We start from the raw sequence: 19,502 nt of genomic DNA on the forward strand, positions 1-19,502 counted from the left end.
AGAGAGCGCGCCGCTGTCAGGGCGGCGGCGCTTCGGGGAGCTCGGTCATCATGCCGAGCGTCTGGGCGCCGGCGGCCTTCGCGCCGTCGAGCACCTCCACGACGGTGCCGTAGACGGCGCCGTCGTCGGCGACGACGAAGACGATCCTGTCCTGAGGCCTGCTGTAGCGCTCGATCAGCGGCCGGAGCGTGCCCACGAGCTCGGCGCGCTCGACCCGCTCGTCGTTCACCCGCAGCTCACCTTGCGCGCTCACCCGGACGACGAGCTGGTCGGGCGGCGGGGGGGTGTCCTGCTTGACCTGCTCGGTGTCCGGCACGCGCACGCCGATGTCCTTCTCGAGCAGCGGCGTCACGACCATGAAGATGATGAGCAGCACCAGCACGACGTCGACGAGCGGCGTCACGTTGATGTCGGAGTTCAGGGGCACCGCCGGCTTGATGACGAACTTCCTCTTCGCGCTCATCGCCGCTATCTCCCCTTGAGCTCCTCGACCGCCAGCGAGACGCTCTTCGCGCCCGACTTGCGCGCCGTCTCCATCACCCTGCGGACGTCGCCGAACGAGAGGCGCTGGTCCCCCTTGACCAGCACCTTGCGCCCCGGCTGCGCCGCGAACTCGCGCGAGAGCCGCTCGGCCAGCCCGGCGTCATCGTATCTGTCGTTCTCGACCCACACCGTCTTCTCCAGCGTCACGGAGAGGATCAGCGGGTCCACCTCCTTCTTCTCCTCGTCCACCTTCGCGGCCTGCGGCAGCTTCACGTCCTTGCCGCGCTGGAGCATCGGCGTGACCACCATGAAGATGATGAGCAGGACGAGGACGACGTCGACGAGCGGCGTGACGTTGATCTCGCTCTTGGGGCCCCTCTGCGGGCCGACACCCATGCCCATTGGAACGCTCGCTTTCCTGCTGGGCGCGTCACCGCTCGCCGCGCCGCGGGCGCGAGGCGCCGGGCGCCGCGCTCCGCGGAGAGGCGCGCGGGGTGTCGCGCGGGTCCCCTGTCAAGCGGCCTCTTCGGCGGCCGGCGCGAGGCGCCCGTCGAGCCGCTTCGCCACGACGTCGAGGAGCTCGTTCGACGACTCCGAGATGTCGATCGCCCGGGCTTCGATCCAGCCCTGGAGATAGTTGTAGCCCATGACGGCCGGGATCGCGACGATCAGCCCGAAGGCGGTCGTGATGAGCGCCTCCGCGATACCCGCCGAGACGGTGCCGAGGCCGCCGGAGCCAGCGGCCGCCATCTGCTGGAACGCCGTCACGATGCCCATGACCGTCCCGAGCAGCCCGACGAACGGCGCCGTGGATCCGACCGTGGCGAGCAGTCCATAACCTCGCTTCAGGCTGAGCACCTCGCGCTGCGCCTGCCGCTCGAGCGCCCGCGAGACCGACTCGAACACGCCGTCGCGCTCGTGCCCCTGCGCCGGCAGCCGCGAGGGCGTGCTCGAGGCATAAGCGGCGAGCCCGGCGCCGATGACGCGCCCGAGATAGCCGAGCTCGCCGCCCGGCCTGGCGGCGGTCCAGGCGCCCTCGAGCTCGCCCCGGGCGAGCATGGGTCCCACCCGCGCCGCGAACGCGCGGGAGGCGGCGCGCGACAGGAACGACACGACGATGCGCTCGCCCAGGACGATCAGCGACGCAACGGACATGATGGCCAGCGCGAAGACAATCAGCTTCGCGAAGAGCCCCATGTGGCCCCACAGCTCGATCAACGTGAATTGCATCGTCTCGCGCCTCCTGGCGCCCCATGTGGCGTGATGGTTTTGACTATGCTGAAACAGCGACTCTGGACGCTGGAGCGGACTCGACAGTACGACAGCGCGGACCTACCACGCACCCTTCTCTACTACGTGCTCCGCCCTCTCAACAATACCCGTCCCGTCTGAACGCCTTCATGGCATCTTCAGCCTGATGGGAATGGTGTAGTCGACGGAGACGGGGCGTCCCTGGTAGATCACGGGCGTATACCGGCAGGTCGTCGTCAGCGTGTTCAGGATCGCCTCATTCATGTGCGGCAGGCCTTTGGCGATCCTGCAGCTGGTGAGCTTGCCCGTAGGAGTGATGACGCACTTGACAAGCGCGAGGCCTTCGACCCTGGCGGCGAGCGCTTCGCGCGTGAAGCTGGGCTTGCAACCTGAGACCTCTTTCGGACGCTCCATTCCAGGGCCGAACGCCAGCACCACGTTCTGCGGCGGCGCCGTGCTGCCCACCTGGCCGCCGACTTTGCCGCCCAGCTGACCGCCCATCTGCCCGCCGACCTCGCCGCCGACGGTGCCCCCCCGAACGCCGCCCTGGACTCCCCCCTCGACACCGCCCGGCTGCTCCGGCGCATCCTCCTTGACCGGCTCCGGCTCCGGCTTTGGCTCTGGCGCCTTGGCCTTGGGCTTCTCCGGCATGTCGTAGATGGTGCCAGGCGTCTTGACGGGCTTCGGCTGCTCGATGCGCTCCACCTTCGGCGGGCGCTTCGCGCCGCCGCCCGGAGGCGGCGGTGGCGGAGGAGGAGGAGGCGGCGGCGGCGGCGGGGCGAAAAATGTGACCTCGACGTCCTTCGGCTTCTCGGTTCGAGGGCGCGTGGCCTGCCAGAGGATGGCCCCCGCGACCGCCACGTGGGCGACAATGGAGAGCGCTGTCCCCGTCCCTAGCCGCCCCTGGGTGGCGGTAGCGCGACCGAGTACCGAGTCGAACATGAGGGGTCGTAACTCCTAGGACTCGAGCCGATCGAGGTAGAGAAGCCGCGACGTATGGAAGCGTGCGGCGCCTACCCGGAGTGCACAAGCGAGCGAGTCCTACAAAAAAGTCTATTGTCTGGCGCGATTCCTGTCTAGGGTGAGGAAGGACTCGAGGGGCATACACTTCTGGAGGGAATTCCGTGAAGTTTCTCGAAAAGAGGCTGGAACACGGAGGGCGCTCACGTGCGCCGTTGGGGCCGTGGGCGGCGTTGCTGCTGCTCGCGATGACTTTGTTGACCGCGTACCCTGCGTTCGCGCAGACGGGCAGCGGCGTGCTCCTCGGGCGGGTAGTCGACGCGTCGAACAGGGCGCCGGCCGCCGATGTGGTCGTGACGGCGACATCGCCAGCGCTGCAAGGGGAGCAGCTGGTCGTCACGGACGGCACTGGCCAGTACCGTATCCCGAACCTGCCGCCGGGCGACTACACACTGCGCTTCGAAAAGGACGCGTTCAAGCCGTACGCGCGCGGCGGGATCGCGGTCCGCGCCGCGACGACCATCCGCGTCAACGTCGAGCTGCTCCCGGAGGCGCTCAAGGCGGCGGAGATCGTCGTCGTCGGCCGCGCGCCGACGGTCGACGTCGGCTCGAGCAGCGTGAGCCAGAGCATCACCCAGGACTTCACCCGGCGCATCGCCGTCTCGCCCCCCACGGGGAAGGGCGCCACGACCCGCTCCTTCGAGTCGGTCGCCGCGACCACGCCCGGGGCGCAGGCCGACGAGTTCGGCACGTCCATCGCCGGCACCTCCTCCCCCGAGAACCAGTACGTGATCGACGGCCTGTCGGTGAACGACCCGGCCTACGGGATCGTCGGCACGCCGCTCACCATGGAGTTCATCAAGGAGGTCAACGTGGTGGCCGGCGGGTACATGCCCGAGTTCGGCCGCGCGACCGGGGGCGTCCTCGATGTCGTCACGAAGAGCGGCGGCAACGCGTTCCAGGGCTCGGTCTTCTTCAACATCACGCCCGGCATCCTCGAGGGCGCGCCCAAGGCGGTCCGTCGCCAGGGCGAGACCATCCAGACGGACGCGGCCCTGTCGTCCATCCGCGACTACGGGTTCGAGGTCGGCGGCCCCATCCTGAAGGACAAGCTCTGGTTCTACGCGGGCGCCGATCTCGCGTTCAAGAGCAACTCGATGGAGCGCAACCTGTTCGCCACGCGCTACGACCCCACCACGTTCGAGCCGGTGACGGATCCCAAGACCGGGCTCAACGTCGTCGACCGGCTGCCGGGAACGCAGCGCTTCTACCGCGCCGAGGAGCAGACGCTGCAGTACCTCGGGAAGCTGACCTACCAGATCGATCCGGACCACAGCGTGGCGCTCTCCGTCTACGGCTCGCCCTCCACCTCGGGCGGCAACGGCACCTTCGGGTTCGACCCGCAGCAGGGCGTGACCGAGCTCTCCAACATCATCGGCGAGTATGGCGCGATGGCGCACGAGTACGTGGCGTCGTCCACCGACGTCGCGTTGAAGTGGTCGTCTGCGTTCAAGAACAAGACCCTGCTCCTCGACGCGACGCTCGGCTGGCACGGCCAGCGGAGCGCGCGGCTGCCCCCGGACGGCTCGGAGCTCGGGACGCACGAGGGCCTGGCGGGCGTGCCCCTCATGGTCTGGCAGCGGTACTCCCCGAACCCGTACTCGATCTACGATTTCGAGACGCTCTCCCCCGAAGCCCGGGCCATGTGCGAGCCGCTGGAAACGGAGACCGGCGAGGTCGCCGCGGTGCCCTGCGCGGTGCGCCAGTACTGGCAAGGCGGCCCCGACTTCATCGACGACGCCTCGCTCAACCGCTTCCAGCTGAAGGCGATGGTGACGAGCATCTTCGAGGGGCTCGGGCACCACGTGGTCAAGGCCGGCATCGACGGCGAGATCACGACGTACAAGCACATCAAGGCGTACGCGGGCGGCACCACCTACGTGGAGGAGGGGGACGGGAACATGTCCCACGACGAGCGACAGCTCGGCTTCCTGACCGGCCCGGACGGCCTGGCGACCGGCCCCGGCGCCAGGGACTATGTGATCCAGGACAAGCTCACGGTGTCGTCGCTCGGCGCGACGATCGGCGCCTTCGCGCAGGACAGCTGGAGCATCCTCGATCGGGTGACGTTGAACATCGGCGTGCGCTACGACGCGCAGTACCTGTACGCGAGCGACGGCAAGCTCGGGCTGGCGCTCGCGAACCAGTGGTCTCCGCGCGTGGGCGTCGTCTACGACATCACGCAGGAGGGTCGGTCGAAGGTGTTCGCGAACTACGCGCGGTATTACGAGAGCGTCCCCCTCGACATCATGGATCGCACGTTCGGCGACGAGCGGTACACCCGCTCCTACCACCGGGGCGGCGCCAGCGGCTGTAACCCTGGGAACCCCGAGGACGCGACGGGTTATGGCGAAGGGCAGTGCCGGAACGACGACAGCCGGGTCCCGATCGACGAGGCCTTCGGCGCTCCAGGGGTCTTGAACCATGATCCGAACAAGAACTGGTTCACGTTCGGCGGCGGCAAGGCCCCGGTGGATCCGGATCTCGAGCCGCAGTCGTCCGACGAGATCGTGATCGGCGGCGAGTACGAGGTCATCCCGAACGGGCGTGTCGGCGCGCTGTACACGAAGCGCTGGATGAACAACGTCATCGAGGACATGAGCCGGGACGAGGCGAACACCTACTTCATCGGCAACCCCGGGAAGGGGATCGCCAAGGACTTCACGGAGGCGAGGCGCGATTACGACGCGCTGACCCTGTATTTCAACAAGATCTTCTCCGACCTGTGGCTCGCCCAGGTGAGCTATACGCTGTCGTACCTGCGAGGCAACTACCCGGGCCTCTTCAAGCCTGAGACCGACCAGCTCGATCCGAACATGAACACGGAGTTCGATCTGGCGTCGCTCCTCGTCAACCGCGATGGGGCCCTGCCCGGCGACAACACGCACGAGATCAAGGTCTACGGCGCGAAGGCGATCGAGCTCCCGAAGGGCATGGTCCTCGACCTCGGCCTCACGTACAGGTCCCGCTCAGGCGCCCCCATCGACTACTGGGGAGCGCACTACCTGTATGGCTCCGACGAGACGTTCATCCTGCCTCGAGGCGAGGGCGGCCGCCTCCCCTGGATCCACAACATCGACGGTCACATCGGCTATTCGGTCAAGCTCGCGAAGGACAGCGAGCTCACCGTCACCATGGATGTCTTCAACATCTTCAACTTCCAGGAGACCGTCCAGGTGGACCAGCGCTACACGACCGCGTACGTCGACCCCTGCGTCGGTGGAACGAAGGAAGATCTGAATCCGAGCAGCGGCCCGACATGCGTGAAGGACCACAACACCGGCGAGCCGCTCGATCCCAAGGCCGTGAACCCGAACTACGGTGAGCCGACGCAGTTCCAGACACCGCGGCAGTTCCGGTTCGGCGCGCGGGTGACGTTCTAGGCGCGTCGCGCGCGGGAAAGGATGCAAGCGATGAAGAAGCGATGGCTTGTTTGGATGGCAGGGCTCGCGGCGCTCTCACCGCTCGCGGCGATGTCTCCGGGCTGCTCGCAGCCCAAGCCCGAGTGCACGGTCGGCGGCGCCCTCGGGTCCGCGTTCGCAACGAAGTTCACCCGGATCGACGGGGATGCCGAGGGCCCGTGTGCTCGGAAGGACGGGACTGTCGAGCTGGTCGGGATGCAGGTGTACAATCCGGACGAGAATGGCGACAAGCTCCCCGACAGCGAGAAGCTCGTCGCGATCCAGACCCTGGAATTCGGCACTTGGTACCGCGGCGGCGCCGCGATCGACCCGAATCCGGATCTGAACCCGTTCGCGATCGGTGCCTTCGCGGCGCGCGAACCGGATGACAACGAGATCTGCACGGTGCCGACGTTCGATCCCGCCGAGGTGGTGTTGCTGCCCGGCGGCGAGGGCGGCGCCGGGGAAGGCGGCGCCGGCGGCAAGGGCGGCGCCGGCGGCGAGGGCGGCGCCGGCGGTGCCGGTGGCGCCGGGGAAGGCGGCGCTGGCGGTGCCGGTGGCACCGGGGAAGGCGGTGCCGGTGGCGCCGGGGAAGGCGGCGCTGGCGGTGCCGGTGGCGCCGGGGAAGGCGGTGCCGGTGGCGCCGGGGAAGGCGGCGCTGGCGGAGCCGGTGGTGCCGGCGACGGCGGTGCGGGCGAGGGCGGCGGTGGGGAAGGCGGCGCACCGCCGGTGGCGCCGGGATCGCACAAGCTCGAGTGGCGCAACATGCGCGTGTACGTGACAGCCGCCAACCTCGGCAATCAATTCGAGGCAGAAGTCACCTACTCGGAGGAGAGCTGCTCGGCGACGTACAAGGTCGTCGGAGTTTGGCCCGCCATCGATTGTCGGGTCTACGCCCCGAATCCCGAGCCCGGGGGCGCTCCGATCCCCACCGACAAGGGCGATGATGCCCTCTGCGTGAATCCTCGCATCTCCCCGGAGCTCAAGGTGAAGTGCGACGCCGGCGCGGGCCTGTGCGTGCTCGACGCGGACTCCATCCCCGCCCTGAAATAGGCAACCTGGCGGGCGGGGCGCCCATCGTCCCGCCCGCGCTCCTCCGGCCCCTCTCCCCTCACCTCCCGTAAAACGTCATCGCCCAGACGCATCCCTGGTCGTCCGAAGGCGGCGGGCTCGAAGAGCCCCTGTTCCCCGCGCAGCGCCGGCGATGGTCGATGGTTGAGCGAGAGGTGATGAGCGTCCGCGACGACGCGCTCGACCGGCGGCCCCGAGGTCAGCGCAGCTCACGTCGCGATCCCTCGGACCGCCGGCTCACGGCGCGGGTTTGACGGCCAGCCTCGCCAGCGCCGCGCAGCCGGCCCCGCTCGCGATCTCGAGCTTCGCCGTGAGCGCGCACAGGCGCGACGCCCGCTCGAGCGCCGCCGGATCGCCCGATACGATGGCCCGCTTGGACTCGTATCCGGTCCGGACCGCGAGCATCGTCTGGGCGCGGGGGGGCAGCTCCGCGCGCCGCGCCACGAGCAAATCGCCGAGCTTCGGGCCGGGATCGGCGGCCGGCGCCCACGTCCAGACCGACGCGACCAGGGCGTCCGCGAAGGCGGCGCGCAGCTCGTCGCCGCCGCGCGCGCCCTCGCACGGCAGCGCGGGACCGGCCGGTCCGACGTCGGTGGCGAGGAGCCTCCGCCCCGCGATCCGCCGGAGCAGATCCTTCTCCACGCCGGCGATCTTGCCGTCGTCGTCCGAGAACGCCCCCGCCTTGAACCGCACGGCGAGCGCGGCGCACTTCTCGTCGCGCTCCGCGCGCAGCCGTTGCTCCTCGCGGGCCCTCTCCTCGGCGCGCAGCCGCTCCTCACGCTCGCGCGCCTCTCGGGCCTCCACCGCGGCGCACTGCTCGAGCCGCGCGGCCACGCGCCGCTGCTGCTCGCTCGCCGCGCGGCCGAGATCGTCCTCCGCGATGTCGCGGACCGCGCACACCTCCGGGCGCCCCAGGACCGCATCGACGCGCGCGCGGGCGGCGCGGAGCCGCACGATCACCGACAGCGCCGCGACGATCACGAGCGCCGACACCACGATCGACGCGATCCTGCGGAGCCTCCGCCGGCGATACGCCTTGGCGAGCGCGCCGCCGCCGCTCTCGTCGAGCAGCTTGCGGCAGCGGCCGATCATCACCTGCCATTGCGCGATGTCCTCGGCGAGCACCTGGAGCGGCTCCGCGAAGGGGCGATCGCGCCGGACCTTGTTCGCCAGCCGCTCGAGCCACATGCCGGCGTCGGGGGCCCGACCGTGATCGGTCACCTCGGCGACGCCCTCGAGCAGCCCGCCGATGCGCCCGGCGTAGACATCCCAGGCGAGGAGCGCCTCGGACTGGCTGTCGCCGAGCCGCTCGATGGCCTCGCGCACGTCGGCCATCGGGAGGAGGCGCTCGACGTCCTCCCGGCGCACGCCCGCGAGCTTCGCGGCTTGATCGACGCCGCGCTGGAAGCCTCCGAGGAGCCCCTCCGGCGCCAGCTCGCGGAGCCCCTCCGGCACCCGGCTCGCCTGCATGCACGCGCCGGCGTGGTGCAGCGGCCCCATCGCGCAGGTCAGGAAGGTGCCGCCGAGCTTCACTTCCATCGAACCGTGGCTCTCCTCTCCACGACTCTCCACGAGATACCCTGGACAGCGCGGCGCGGAAAGGCTCGCCGCGCTGTCCAGGGTGATCACCGGCCGCCGCGTGAGACCTCGAGGTCCCAGAGCGCGTAGAGCACGTCGACGTCGTACTCGGTGTGTCGCCAGCCGGGGTGGAGCCGGTAGCTGCGCGGGAGCAGGCCAGAACCCAGGATGGCATCCGTCTGCTCGGCGAAGGTGTAAAGATACATCTTCACGCCGGTCAGCTCGGCGTCGGAGAGCGGGCGCGCGTGGCGCTCGTGGAGCCGGACGTTCGGCCTCCGCTCGACGATGCTCACCAGCAGGCGGCCGCCGGGGCGCATCGCGCCGGCCAGGTTCTTGAGCACGAGCGAGAGATCGTCGCAGAACTCGAGGGTGCCGAGCGCGAGGGCGACGTCGAACCGCCCCCAGGAGCGGGGGATCGGGAGATGGTAGTCGTGCCGGTGATAGGCGCCGTGGGGCCGCTTCTCGCGCGCGATCTCGAGCATCCCCTCGGCGATGTCGAAGCCCACGACCTCGACGGACGGCGGGAGATCGCGCGTGAGGTGGCCCGGGCCACAGCCCGCGTCGAGCACGCGGGCGCCGTCGGCGACCACCTCGCGCAGGAACGCGCGCACGGGCTTCTCGTAGTGCTGGATGTCTTTCCAGGTGGAGACGTAGTCGGGCGCGAAGTCCTCGTAGTAGTCGACGAGCCGCTCGATCCGGGTCGCTCGCTTCATGACGCCTTTCAGGTGATGTCGTCGACCGCCTGCACGGTCTCCTGGATGTCGTGCTCGTGCGTGTAGCCGAGGATGTCGCGCGCCCGCCGATCGTCGACCATGCACACGTAGCGGATGTGATCGAGCTCGGGGGCCGGGAACGAGGTCGCCCTGAACCGCCAGAGCCGCGGGATGATCGTCTGCATGACGAAGTGGGGGATCGCCGCGCGCGTCCGGCCGGTCATCTCGATGACGCGCGAGAGCGGCAGCGGCGCGGGCCCGGCGAGGTTGAAGATCCCGCGCACGCCGGGGCGGAGCGCCGCGAGGATCGCGGAGACCACGTCGTCCTGGTGAATGACCTGCACCATCGGATCGAAGCCGAGGAGGGTCGGGATCACGTTGAGCCGGAGGTAGTTCGACGGCGCGTTCCGCACGGAGCCGAGGATGTGGACCGGCCTGAGGATGACCGTCTCGGTCTGGGGGTGCTTCCAGAAGAACGATTGCGCCAGCATGTCGACCTCGATGAGGTCGCGGATCTCGCTGAACGACGCGCCGCCGAGCAGCGGGGCGTCCTCGGTGATGAACTGCGGGTTGTCGGGGCGCGGCCCGTAGGCGTTCGCGCTCGACAGCACGATGAGCTTGGGCACGTCGTACTGCGCGACGAACTCGAGCAGCCGCTGGAACCCAGCGAGGTTCCAGCTGTGGTGCTCCATCTGGCTCACCCGCGGATCGTGCATGACCCCGAGGTGGACCACCGCGGCGAGCTGCTCCTGGCGGAAGATGTCCTGGGTCTTCTTGCGGCGGATGTCGATCTGGTGATGCTCGATGTCCTTGGGGCGCCCCTCGAAGCTGCGCCGGTCGACGCCGATCACGCGCCGCTCGCGGTGGAGGCGCCGCGCCAGGCGCCGCCCGAGGCGACCACAGATGCCGGTGATGAGGATAGACCGGAGGGACGGATCGGTGTCCGCGGCGGGACGGCGGCCTCGACCGAGCATTCGTTCGCTCATCGGAGCGACGGTCGCTTCGAGGAGGCCGATGGTCAAGCCCTTCGTGCCGGTGCAGGCCCACGCGAGTTTTGCTATCGTCCGCCGCCCATGGCCAGCAGAACGACGCTCGCCAGGCTGAGCCACTTCGTCACGCACAGCGCGCTGCCGCTCGCGCGCGTCGGGGTCGACAGCCTGCGCGGCACGATCGACGACGCGACAATCCGGCTGCTCGGTCAGGATTTCGAGGACCGTCTGCGCCGGGTCGCGCTGCCTCACGCGGCGGACGGGGTCGACCCGTTCGGGCTCGACCGGGAGTGGGCGAAGTACGCGGTCGGGGTCGCCGCGTTCTTTCATCGCTTCTATTTCCGGACCGAGGTGTTCGGCATCGAGCGTGTCCCGGCCGGCCGTGTGCTCCTCATCGCGAACCACTCGGGCCAGCTCCCGTTCGACGGCATGCTCATCGCGGCCTCGCTGTTCCTGGACGCGGAGCCGCCGCGCGTGATGCGGAGCATGGTCGAGAAGTGGACGCAGACGCTGCCGTTCGTGGCGACCTTCTTCTCGCGCGTGGGCCAGGTGGTCGGCGTCCCCGAGAACGCGCGCCGGCTGCTCGACATGGGCGCGGCGATCCTGGTGTTCCCGGAGGGGACGAAGGGGATCTCGAAGGGGTTCTCCAGCCGCTATCAGCTGCTCGACTTCGGGCTCGGGTTCATGCGGCTCGCGCTCGAGACCGACACGCCGATCGTGCCCATCGCTGTCATCGGGGGCGAGGAACAGTACATCTCGCTCGGCAACCTCGAGTCGGTCTCGAAGGCGCTCGGCATGCCGACGTTCCCGATCATCCCACAGCTCCTGCTCCCCGGCGGCCAGCTGCCGCTGCCGACCCGATACCGGATCTACTTCGGCGAGCCGATGACGTTCCACGGCGACCCCGACGACGACGACGCGGTGATCCAGGAGAAGGTGGCGCTCGTGAAGGGTCGGATCCAGTCGATGCTGAACCGCGGCCTGAAGGAGCGGAAGAGCGTCTTCTGGTGATCGCGTGACCGCTCAGGCGCCCGCCAGCGTGACCGCGGCGTCGGGGCCGTGAGCGAGGACGCGCGCGTGGCCGCCGAGGATGGCGGGCTCGTTGCGATGGCCGTGGCCAATCGGCAGCCCGGCGACGACGGGGATGCCCAGCGGGAGCAGCCTGTCGCGGAGGACCTCGTCCACCGTGATGCCGTCGGGGCCTGGCGCGCACTGATCGAAGTCGCCGAGGACCACCGCCGCGGCCGGGGCGAGGTGGCCGCCGACCTCCAGCGTCGCGAGCATGCGATCGATGCGGTAGGGCCGCTCGGTGACGTCCTCGAGCAGGAGGATGCACCCCTCCGGGACCCGGAGCCGCCCCGCGGCGGCGCAGGCGTGGAGCAGGGCCAGGTTGCCGCCGAAGAGCGGCCCCTCGGCCACGCCGGCGCGCAGCGTGGTGAGGCCATCGAAGCGGCGCTCACCCAGCGGATCTTCGAGGGCGCGGATCAGCGCGGCGCGGGCGCGGGCGTCGCCGCGCCCGAGCGCGGTGACATGGACGCCATGAAGCGACGCCACGCCCGCGCGCGCTGCCTCGACGTGGAGGGCCGTGACGTCGGAGAAGCCGACGATCCAGCGGGGGTGCGCTGCGAGGGCGCTCCAGTCGAGCCGGTGGACGAACCGGTTCGCGCCGTAGCCGCCGCGGGCCGCGAAGATGGCCCTGACGTCGGGGTGCGAGAGCGCGCGGGCGAGCTCGTCGCTGCGCCGGGCGTCGCTGCCGGCCAGGTACCCGGCCCGCGCGAACAGCCCGTGATGGGAGGGCGCCGACAGCGATGGCGGCCCGCCTCGCCGGCCGTCGCCGTCGAACGGAGGCCCCTCGCCCGCGTCGAAGAGGACGCGGTAGCGCTGGGCGAGCCAGCCGATGCCGACCCGCGCGAGGACGTGCTCGAACGGGCTGGAAGGGGCGATCACCGCGACGGTATCGCCTGGCCGTAGCGCCGGGGGCAGGATCGGCGGGGGAGAGCTAGCGAGCACCTGGGTCGTCGTCGATCAACTCCACGTCTTCCGCATCCGTGTCGACGTCGATCGCGTCGGAGCCAGGTAAGGGCGGCACGACAGGCGCCATGGGGGCGGCGGGCGCGACGGGCAGCGCAGGGGCCGAGAGGGGCGCCTCATCGTGCGCTCGATGGGCCTCGCCGTTATCGACGTCGCCGAGCGTCCGCGGCCCTGCGTGAGCGTCGAACTCCGACCACTGCGCGGGAGCGGCTGGCGCATCGGAATACGCAGCTGGAGCAACGTGGATGACCTGGGTGGCGCTATCCAGAGGGAGCCTCTGCCCCTCGCGCAGAACCACATCGACATCGGCAGCGCCGCTGCCCGCGTCGGCCGCGTCGGCGTGCGCAGCGACGCCGTAGGCCCAGACCTGCTGCTCCGGCTCGACCGGCAGCGCTTGCGAGGCGGCGGCGTCCGCCGGCTGCGCCTGGGGAGCCGACAGCGCCTCCGCCGCCGGGTACGCCTCCGCCGCCGGGTACGCCTCCGCCGCCGGGTACGCCTCCGCCGCCGGGTACGCCTCCGCCGCCGGGTACGCCTCCGCCGCCGGGTACACCTCCGCCGCCGGGTACACCTCCGCCGCCGGGTACGCCTCAACCGGCTGCGCCTCCGCAACCAGCTGCGCCTCCGCGGCCGGCTGCGCCTCGACGCCCTCGTGCGCCTCGAAGCCCGCGTAGCCGTTGCTCACCGCCGCCACCGCGCCGGCCTCGAGGCCGAGCGTCTCGAGCGCCGGCGCCCGGGGCGCGAGCGGCGGCTCGGTCAGCGGCGGGCCCGGCGCGCGCGTCGGCAGCGAAGGAGGCGGCGGGGTGCGCTTGAGCTTGCCGGTCTTGGCCCGCTCGAGGCCCGCGGTCGCGTCCGGATCGCCCGCCTTCATGCGGAGGACGCGGCGCCAGGCGTCCGCCGCCTCGCGCGCTTCGCCGAGCTCCTCCTCCCAGAGGCGCGCCACCTTGCGCGCGAGCTCCGCCCGCTGCGCCGGATCGCGGCCGCGGAGGATCTGGTCCTCGTAGAGCTGGATCATGCCGCGGTGATCGCCGAGCTCCAGCAGGAGACCCGACAGGTCGTTCACCACGTCCTGATCCGAGGGCGACAGATCGTGAAGCTTCTTCAGATCCGCCGCGGCGCCCTGCCGGTCGCCGAGCACGTCGCGCCGCAGCCTGGCGCGACGCTGCAGGAGCTTGCGCACGAGCGGGCCGTCAAAGACCTCGTCCAGCGCGCGGTCCAGCGTCGCGCCGACGCGGGGCAGGTCGCCCACCTCGCGCCCGAGGGCCTCGAGCGCGTCGAGCGAAGCGTCGTCGACCTGCGTGAGCACGGCGCCGCCCAGCCAGCCGAAGGCGCGGTCGACGTCGCCGAGATCCTGGTAGGCGATCGTGGCCGCGCGCCGCAGGAGCGCCGCCCGGGTGCGGCCGCCGTCGCGCGAGCCCTGGCCGCCGGCCGCGAGCGCCTCGGCGAGGACCGTGCGCAGCGCCGTCGACCGCGACCGCTCGTCGTCGTCCCGCGCCACCTGCTCGAGCGTGGCGATCGTCTCCTCCTGGACGCCGCCGCCGAGGGCCAGCTCGAAGAAGCTCCTCGCCCGGTCGATGGCGCCACGCTCGCAGGCGATCTGGGCGGCGCGGACGAGAGCCGCGAGGCGATCGGCCGGCGTGCGGCACCGGCTGACCTGGCGCTCGAAGAGATCGATGATGAGGCCCGGGGCCTCGGCCAGCGCCGCGAGCCGCTGGAGCAGCGGCTCGACCTCGGCGGTCGACACGCTCGCGAGCGCGCCCTCGCCGTGGTGGATCGACTCCAGCGGATCGGCGCCCACGGAGACCCGGACCTCGGCCTGCCGCACGAGCTCGGCCGCCCGGGCCGCGCCCGAGAGATCCCTCGCGAGGAGCTCGTGCGCGACGGTGAGGGCCTCGCGATCCTGGAGCTCCACCGCGATCGCCTCGAGCTTCTCCGCGAGGCCGGCGTCGGCGGTGCGGGAGCGCGCGAGCTCCATCGCCACGCGCGCGGCGTCCTTCTGGCGACCGACCTCCACGAAACGCTCGAAGGCCCCGCGCAGGGCGACCTCGCGCCCCGCGCGCGCGATCGACTCGTTCCAGGCGACCAGCTTGGTCGCGACGATCCCCTTCCACCCGTGCCGGTCGCCGAGCGCGACGTACGCCTCTCGGCACGGCTCGTCGCCCTGATCGGCGAGCCGCTCCAGGAGCGCCAGCGCCTCATCGCTCTTGCCCAGCTGCTGGTCGAGGATCTCGGCGAGGCGCCGGGTCATCTGCGACGCCTCGTCGTCGTCGCCCTCCACCTCGATCAGGATCGCCATCAGGCGCGCGACCTTCGGCCAGTCGTTCAGCCGCTCGGCGAGCCGCAGGAGCCGGGCGACCGCGTCGAGGTCGTCCGGCTCGACGGCGTGGACGATCTCGAGCGCCCGGACGGCGCCGCGCGGATCGTCGAGCGGGCCCTCGTACAGCGCCGCGAGCCGCTGCGCGATGTCGACCTGGTCGTGGCCGTACACGAGCACGAGCTCACGCTCGAGCGCGCCCGCGACCCCCCTCGGGTTGCCGCGCCGCTCCTCCAGATCGGCGATCCCCTGCAGCGCGATCCGGTTCTGCGGATCGAGCGTCGCCACGACCGCCTCGTAGCGCGCGATCGCGGCCTCGAGGTCGCCGGGGCCCTCCGCGAGCATGCGCGCCTCGCGCAGGGCGAGCGAGATCTTGCCGGGCTCGCTGTCCGTCAGATCGCCGAGCTTGCGGAGGAGCTCCGCGCCCTGCTGGTGATCGCCACGCTCGCCTGCGTCCTGGGCCAGCCGCTCGATGGCCTCGGCGTCATCGCCGTCGGCGAGCAGGAGCGTGAGCGTCGCGCGCTCCCCGTCGCGATCGCCGAGCTCGCGCTGCAGGGCCGCCGCGGCCCGCCGCGCCGCGACGCGCTCCGCCCTGTCGCCGAGCACCTCGGCCCGGCTCAGGAGGAACCGCACGAGCTCGGGCCACCGATGGGCGCGCCGGTAGAGATCCTCGATCGCGGGGGCGGCGTCGGTCGCCGGATCGATCTCGATGGCGCGCTCGACGCGGTCGAGCGCGCCGTCGACGTCCCCGGCGCTGAGGAGCAGCTCGGCGGCCTGGACGAGGAGCGCCGGACGCGCCTTGCGGTCCGCGAGCAGCGCGCGCTCGCAGAGCGCCCTCGCCGCCTCGGCGAGCCGCCCCGCCGCGACGTAGGCCTTCTGCGCGAGCTCCCACAGCCTCGGTTGGCGCAGCAGCTCGGCGGCCTGGCCGTAGGCGTCGCCGGCGGCGCCCGGCTCATCGAGCCGCATCCGGAGCTCGCCGAGCTTCTGAAGGAGCGGCCCGTGGTTCAGCTTCCCCTGGAACCAGGAGGTCGCGTCGGAGAGGACCCGCGCAGCGAGATCGAAGCGCTCGCCGCGCTCGAAGAGCTTGACGGCGGACAGGAGCGCCGCGCCGTCGTCAGGCATGAGGCCCGCGATCCGCACCCACGCCTCCGCGGCCGCGATGGGGTCGCGGCGCTTTTGCTCATGGAGCGCGACGAGCGCCTTCTCGATCTCGACCCTCTGCGCGACGTCGGGCGTCGCCGCGGCGTCGTGCTCGAGCAGCGCGGCGAGGTCGTCCCACCGCGAGCTCCGCTCGAGCAGCCGCCTTAGCTCGGCCTGCGCCTGCGCGTCGCCGGGATCGAGCTCGGAGAGCAGCTTCCAGGCCTGGACCGCCGAGTCGACGTCGCGCAGCTGCGCCTCGCAAAGCCCGGCGACGTCGCGCAGCTGCGCCTTCCTGCGCTCGATGGGCGCCTCGGGGACGCGCGCCGCCGCGAGCAGGACGTCCCGCAGCTCGACGAACATCCGCTTTTGGCGCAGCTGCTCCTCGACCTGCGCGAGCACGTCCGGGTTGGCCGGCTCGCCCTTGAGCACCTCGCGGAGCTTGGCGAGCGTCAGCGGCTTGCGGAGCTCGGCCGGCTCCTCCCTCGGCGGCTGCAGCGCCTCCGAGGGAGCCGAGCCGCCGAGGGCATCAGGCGCCGGCGCGGCGCCGGCCAGGCCGTACGCCCCCCCGGAGGCCGGCGCCGCGGCATCCGCGGGCGAAGCCAGCGTGTCCGGCGCCGTCGACCCCGGCGCGGGAGCGAACGAAGACGCCGGCGCGAACGCGGCCACCCCCGGCTCGACCAGCCCAGCGGCAGCCGGCGACGAGAGGACGCCCGAGGGTGGCACGGACGCATGCGCAAGGACGGCTCCCGCGCTGGGCGGCACCGACGACCGGTGCGCAGGCGCGGCAGCCACACCCATGGGCGGCGGCGGCACCGACGGCAGCCGCGGGGGGGGCGGCACGGACGCCCGCTTGCGCGCCTCGGGGGCCATGAACCCGTTCGGGTTGACCTGGAGGTAGGCGAGGTAGCGCGGGCGGAGCTCCGCGATGCGGCCCAGCTGCTTCCCGTAATGGTCGGCGAGCTGCATCGCGCGATCGTGCCCGGGCGCCGCGCGGAGGGCGTAGACCGAGTACGAGTAGCCGTACTCCCCGTCGTACGTCTCCGCGAGCGCCACGAAGAGCTCCGCGGCCTCGTCGCGCTCTGGCTGCGGCACCGGCTCGCCCGCCTCGATGCGGTCGACGATGGCGACGCCGAGCGCCTGGATGAGCCCCATGTCGTGCGGCACGAACGCGCGCGCGTTCCGCAGCGCCACGGTGGAGCCCGCGAGATCGCCGGCGCGGCGCCGGATGTCGGCCTCGTCGCGCAGCAGGGCGAGCCGCCGATCCGGGTCGTCGACGAGCGCCTGCTCCATCGCGAAGTACGGGATCGCCTCGGCGTACTGCTGCTGGGCCTTCAGCATCTCGCGGGCGGCGTAGATGGCGTAGACGTTGTGCGGATCGAGCTCCGCCAGGCGGCGCCAGTTCTCGAGGGCGCGCTCCGGCCGCGAGAGCGGCGGCTCGCTCCACAGCCGGCCGAGCTCCTCGTGCAGGGTCGAGACCTGCGCGCGCACCTCGGGCCGCTCGAAGAGCAGCGGCGTGAGCGCCTTGACGAGCCGCTCCAGGAGCGCGACGAGCGCCTTCTGATCGCCCTTGTCGCGGTAGAGCTGCGCCAGCCGCTCCGCCGCGGTCCGCTGCGTCGGATCCTTGTCGATGGCGATCATGAGCGTCCGCGCGGCGTGGTGCGCGTCGCCGATGGTGGTCGACCACACGTTCGCGGCCTCGCTCAGCCAGTGCGCCGCGTACGATGGATCTGCGGTGGAGCTGCCGACGCGCTCGAGCAGCATGGCGTACGAGCGCGGGTCCTGCTCCCCGGCTCGGTGAGCATACGCCAGGGCTTCCCCGTCATGCGGATTCGTGACGAGCCGCTGGACGAGCGTTTCCATCTCCCGGGGATCCATCGGTGCGCGGCGAAGTTACACGTTAGCCTCCGGCTCGTACAGCGACTCTCGGCGCCATTCGCGATTGGACGCCGCTGTCTCTCGCGCGACGGGACTCCATGGAAGAGCGGGCCTTCGGGGGCCCACGTCGGCCTTGCGCAGCGGTCCCGCGCGCGTGCCGTCATCAGTCGAATTTCACATACGGCTTGCGCGGCTGCGCTGGCTTTCGCCTCGGTGTCGACGCCGAGGGTACGCCCGTGGGCGCGGGCGCCGCGCTGGCGGCCCCCGCGGGCGGCGCGGCGGGCGGCAGCGCCGGCGCGGTCGGCGCGGCGGGCGGCAGCGCCGGCGCGGTCGGCGCAGCGGCGGGCGGCGGGTCGGCGCGCGAGATCGCGCTCGCGAGTGCCCTCGCTTCCAGCGCTACCCCTTTCTGAAGGCTGCGCGCGCTGCCGTCCGCAGGCCGGCGGAGCTCGCGCACGGCGAGCGCCATCACGATCAGGGTCAAGGCGCCGGCGCCGACGGCCACGCGCGAGGTGCGCCTCCGTGGCGCGGGACGCAGCGTGCTCGGCGCCTGCGCGGCGCCTTCGCCGTCGCCTACGACCGCGAGCAGCTCGCTCGTGGCGCCGACCTCGGCGGGCTGAGCCGGGCCGAGGCGCTCGCGGTCGAGGCTCGGCCTGGCCTCGTCCATCGCACGATCGAGCTCGGCGATGAACTCCTGGGCGCTCCGCGGCCGATCCTCGGGCCGCTTGGCCAGGGCGCGCTGCAGGAGATGCGAGAGCGACGGCGGTATCCTGGCGTCCGGCGCGGCCTCGCTCGCCGGCACGGGCGACGACTTGATGTGCCTCGCCATCACGACGACCGCATCGTCGTCGATGAACGGCGGCCTCCCGACCAGCATCTGGTAGAGCAGGACGCCGAGCGAGTAGAGGTCGCTCCGCGCGTCGAGCGGCCTGCCCTGCGCCTGTTCCGGCGACATGTACCGCGGCGTCCCGAAGACGGTGCCTGCCTGGGTCTCGAGGGCGTCGACCGGCCGCTCTGTCCCGGTCATCACCTTCGCGATGCCGAAATCGAGCACCTTGCCGATCTCCTCGTGCTCGCCCGCGGGGGGCCTCGCAAGGAACAGGTTGTCCGGCTTGAGGTCCCTGTGGATGATCCCCTTGTCGTGCGCCTCGGCCAGCGACAGGAGCGCGTGCCGCGCGAAGCGGGCGGCGTCACCCAGGCGCAGCCGCCGCAGGCGCTTGAGCCGCTGACCGAGCGACTCGCCCTCGAGCAGCTCCATCGCGAGGTAGAGGGAGCCGCTGCTCGACGTCGTCCCCTCCACGGGCGAGCTCTGCTCTGCGGAGCGACCGCGGCCGAAGGCCGCGTCCGTCGCGTCGTCCACGATCTCGCCGAAATCGAACACGGTGACCGTGTGCGGCGACCGGAGGAGGCTCATCGCGCGCGCTTCGCGGGTGAAGCGCGCCTTCGCCTGCGCGTCGAAGGCCCTGTCCGACCGCAGTATCTTGATGGCCACGTCGCGGCCCATCGCCTCCTGGCGCGCGCGGTACACCGTGCCCATCGAGCCGGCGCCGAGCTTGCCCACGATCACGAACCGCTCCGCGATCGTGATCCCCAGGAACGGATCTCCGTCGGCCTCGCCGAGCACCTCGCGGCTCACGAGGGC

Annotated in this window: 13 protein-coding genes; 3 read left to right on the top strand and 10 right to left on the bottom strand. The window is 71.6% G+C overall.

Translation table 11 applies throughout. The features are described 5' to 3' along the window. Positions 1 to 16 precede the first annotated feature (16 nt). The 4 genes from WMF12_RS22530 to WMF12_RS22545 all read right to left on the bottom strand — a co-directional run bounded on the left by WMF12_RS22530 (position 17) and on the right by WMF12_RS22545 (position 2,676). Positions 17 to 463 carry an ExbD/TolR family protein gene (locus WMF12_RS22530; protein ID WP_437873578.1) on the bottom strand — a complete coding sequence of 149 codons (447 nt, stop codon included), beginning with the start codon at positions 461 to 463 and terminating at the stop codon, positions 17 to 19. A 5-nt stretch (positions 464 to 468) separates the two neighbouring features. Then, a complete protein-coding gene (locus tag WMF12_RS22535; protein WP_437554962.1) occupies positions 469 to 885 on the bottom strand; it encodes an ExbD/TolR family protein in 417 nt (138 codons plus the stop codon). Between the two features lie 111 nt (positions 886 to 996). After that, complete coding sequence (locus tag WMF12_RS22540) at positions 997 to 1,713, bottom strand: MotA/TolQ/ExbB proton channel family protein (protein WP_437747677.1); 717 nt, start codon at positions 1,711 to 1,713, stop codon at positions 997 to 999. 168 nt (positions 1,714 to 1,881) lie between these two features. Then, positions 1,882 to 2,676, bottom strand: coding sequence for an energy transducer TonB (locus tag WMF12_RS22545; RefSeq protein WP_437873579.1), 795 nt, complete (start codon positions 2,674 to 2,676; stop codon positions 1,882 to 1,884). A 266-nt stretch (positions 2,677 to 2,942) separates the two neighbouring features. Here WMF12_RS22545 and WMF12_RS22550 point away from each other — a divergent pair, with 266 nt between their 5' ends. Both WMF12_RS22550 and WMF12_RS22555 read left to right on the top strand, forming a co-directional pair. Further along, positions 2,943 to 6,137, top strand: a complete 3,195-nt coding sequence (locus WMF12_RS22550; RefSeq protein WP_437873580.1) for a TonB-dependent receptor — start codon at positions 2,943 to 2,945, stop codon at positions 6,135 to 6,137. Positions 6,138 to 6,167: 30 nt separating this feature from the next. Then, positions 6,168 to 7,208 carry a hypothetical protein gene (locus WMF12_RS22555; protein WP_437873581.1) on the top strand — a complete coding sequence of 347 codons (1,041 nt, stop codon included), beginning with the start codon at positions 6,168 to 6,170 and terminating at the stop codon, positions 7,206 to 7,208. 255 nt (positions 7,209 to 7,463) lie between these two features. On the opposite strand, the gene WMF12_RS22560 is transcribed toward WMF12_RS22555, so the two are convergent. The 3 genes from WMF12_RS22560 to WMF12_RS22570 all read right to left on the bottom strand — a co-directional run bounded on the left by WMF12_RS22560 (position 7,464) and on the right by WMF12_RS22570 (position 10,491). Further along, positions 7,464 to 8,765: a hypothetical protein gene (locus WMF12_RS22560; RefSeq protein ID WP_437873582.1), complete on the bottom strand. Its 1,302-nt coding sequence runs from the start codon at positions 8,763 to 8,765 to the stop codon at positions 7,464 to 7,466. 86 nt (positions 8,766 to 8,851) lie between these two features. Further along, positions 8,852 to 9,517: a class I SAM-dependent DNA methyltransferase gene (locus WMF12_RS22565; RefSeq protein WP_437747682.1), complete on the bottom strand. Its 666-nt coding sequence runs from the start codon at positions 9,515 to 9,517 to the stop codon at positions 8,852 to 8,854. Positions 9,518 to 9,525: 8 nt separating this feature from the next. Then, the gene (locus WMF12_RS22570; protein WP_437873884.1) at positions 9,526 to 10,491 is read right to left on the bottom strand and encodes an NAD-dependent epimerase/dehydratase family protein; all 966 of its coding nucleotides are present in this window, start codon (positions 10,489 to 10,491) and stop codon (positions 9,526 to 9,528) included. A gap of 99 nt (positions 10,492 to 10,590) precedes the next feature. Between WMF12_RS22570 and WMF12_RS22575 the strand changes: the two genes are divergently transcribed. Beyond that, complete coding sequence (locus tag WMF12_RS22575; RefSeq protein ID WP_012236893.1) at positions 10,591 to 11,517, top strand: lysophospholipid acyltransferase family protein; 927 nt, start codon at positions 10,591 to 10,593, stop codon at positions 11,515 to 11,517. A 12-nt stretch (positions 11,518 to 11,529) separates the two neighbouring features. On the opposite strand, the gene WMF12_RS22580 is transcribed toward WMF12_RS22575, so the two are convergent. From WMF12_RS22580 to WMF12_RS22590, 3 genes are all read right to left on the bottom strand, one after another. Beyond that, complete coding sequence (locus WMF12_RS22580; RefSeq protein WP_437873583.1) at positions 11,530 to 12,453, bottom strand: S66 peptidase family protein; 924 nt, start codon at positions 12,451 to 12,453, stop codon at positions 11,530 to 11,532. Positions 12,454 to 12,505: 52 nt separating this feature from the next. Then, on the bottom strand, positions 12,506 to 17,848 hold the full coding sequence (locus WMF12_RS22585; protein ID WP_437873584.1) for a hypothetical protein: 5,343 nt from the start codon (positions 17,846 to 17,848) through the stop codon (positions 12,506 to 12,508). Between the two features lie 178 nt (positions 17,849 to 18,026). After that, positions 18,027 to 19,496: a serine/threonine-protein kinase gene (locus tag WMF12_RS22590; RefSeq protein ID WP_437873585.1), complete on the bottom strand. Its 1,470-nt coding sequence runs from the start codon at positions 19,494 to 19,496 to the stop codon at positions 18,027 to 18,029. Positions 19,497 to 19,502: the final 6 nt, after the last annotated feature.

Source organism: Sorangium sp. So ce363, assembly GCF_051520435.1.
Classification (GTDB): domain Bacteria; phylum Myxococcota_A; class Polyangia; order Polyangiales; family Polyangiaceae; genus Sorangium; species Sorangium cellulosum_B.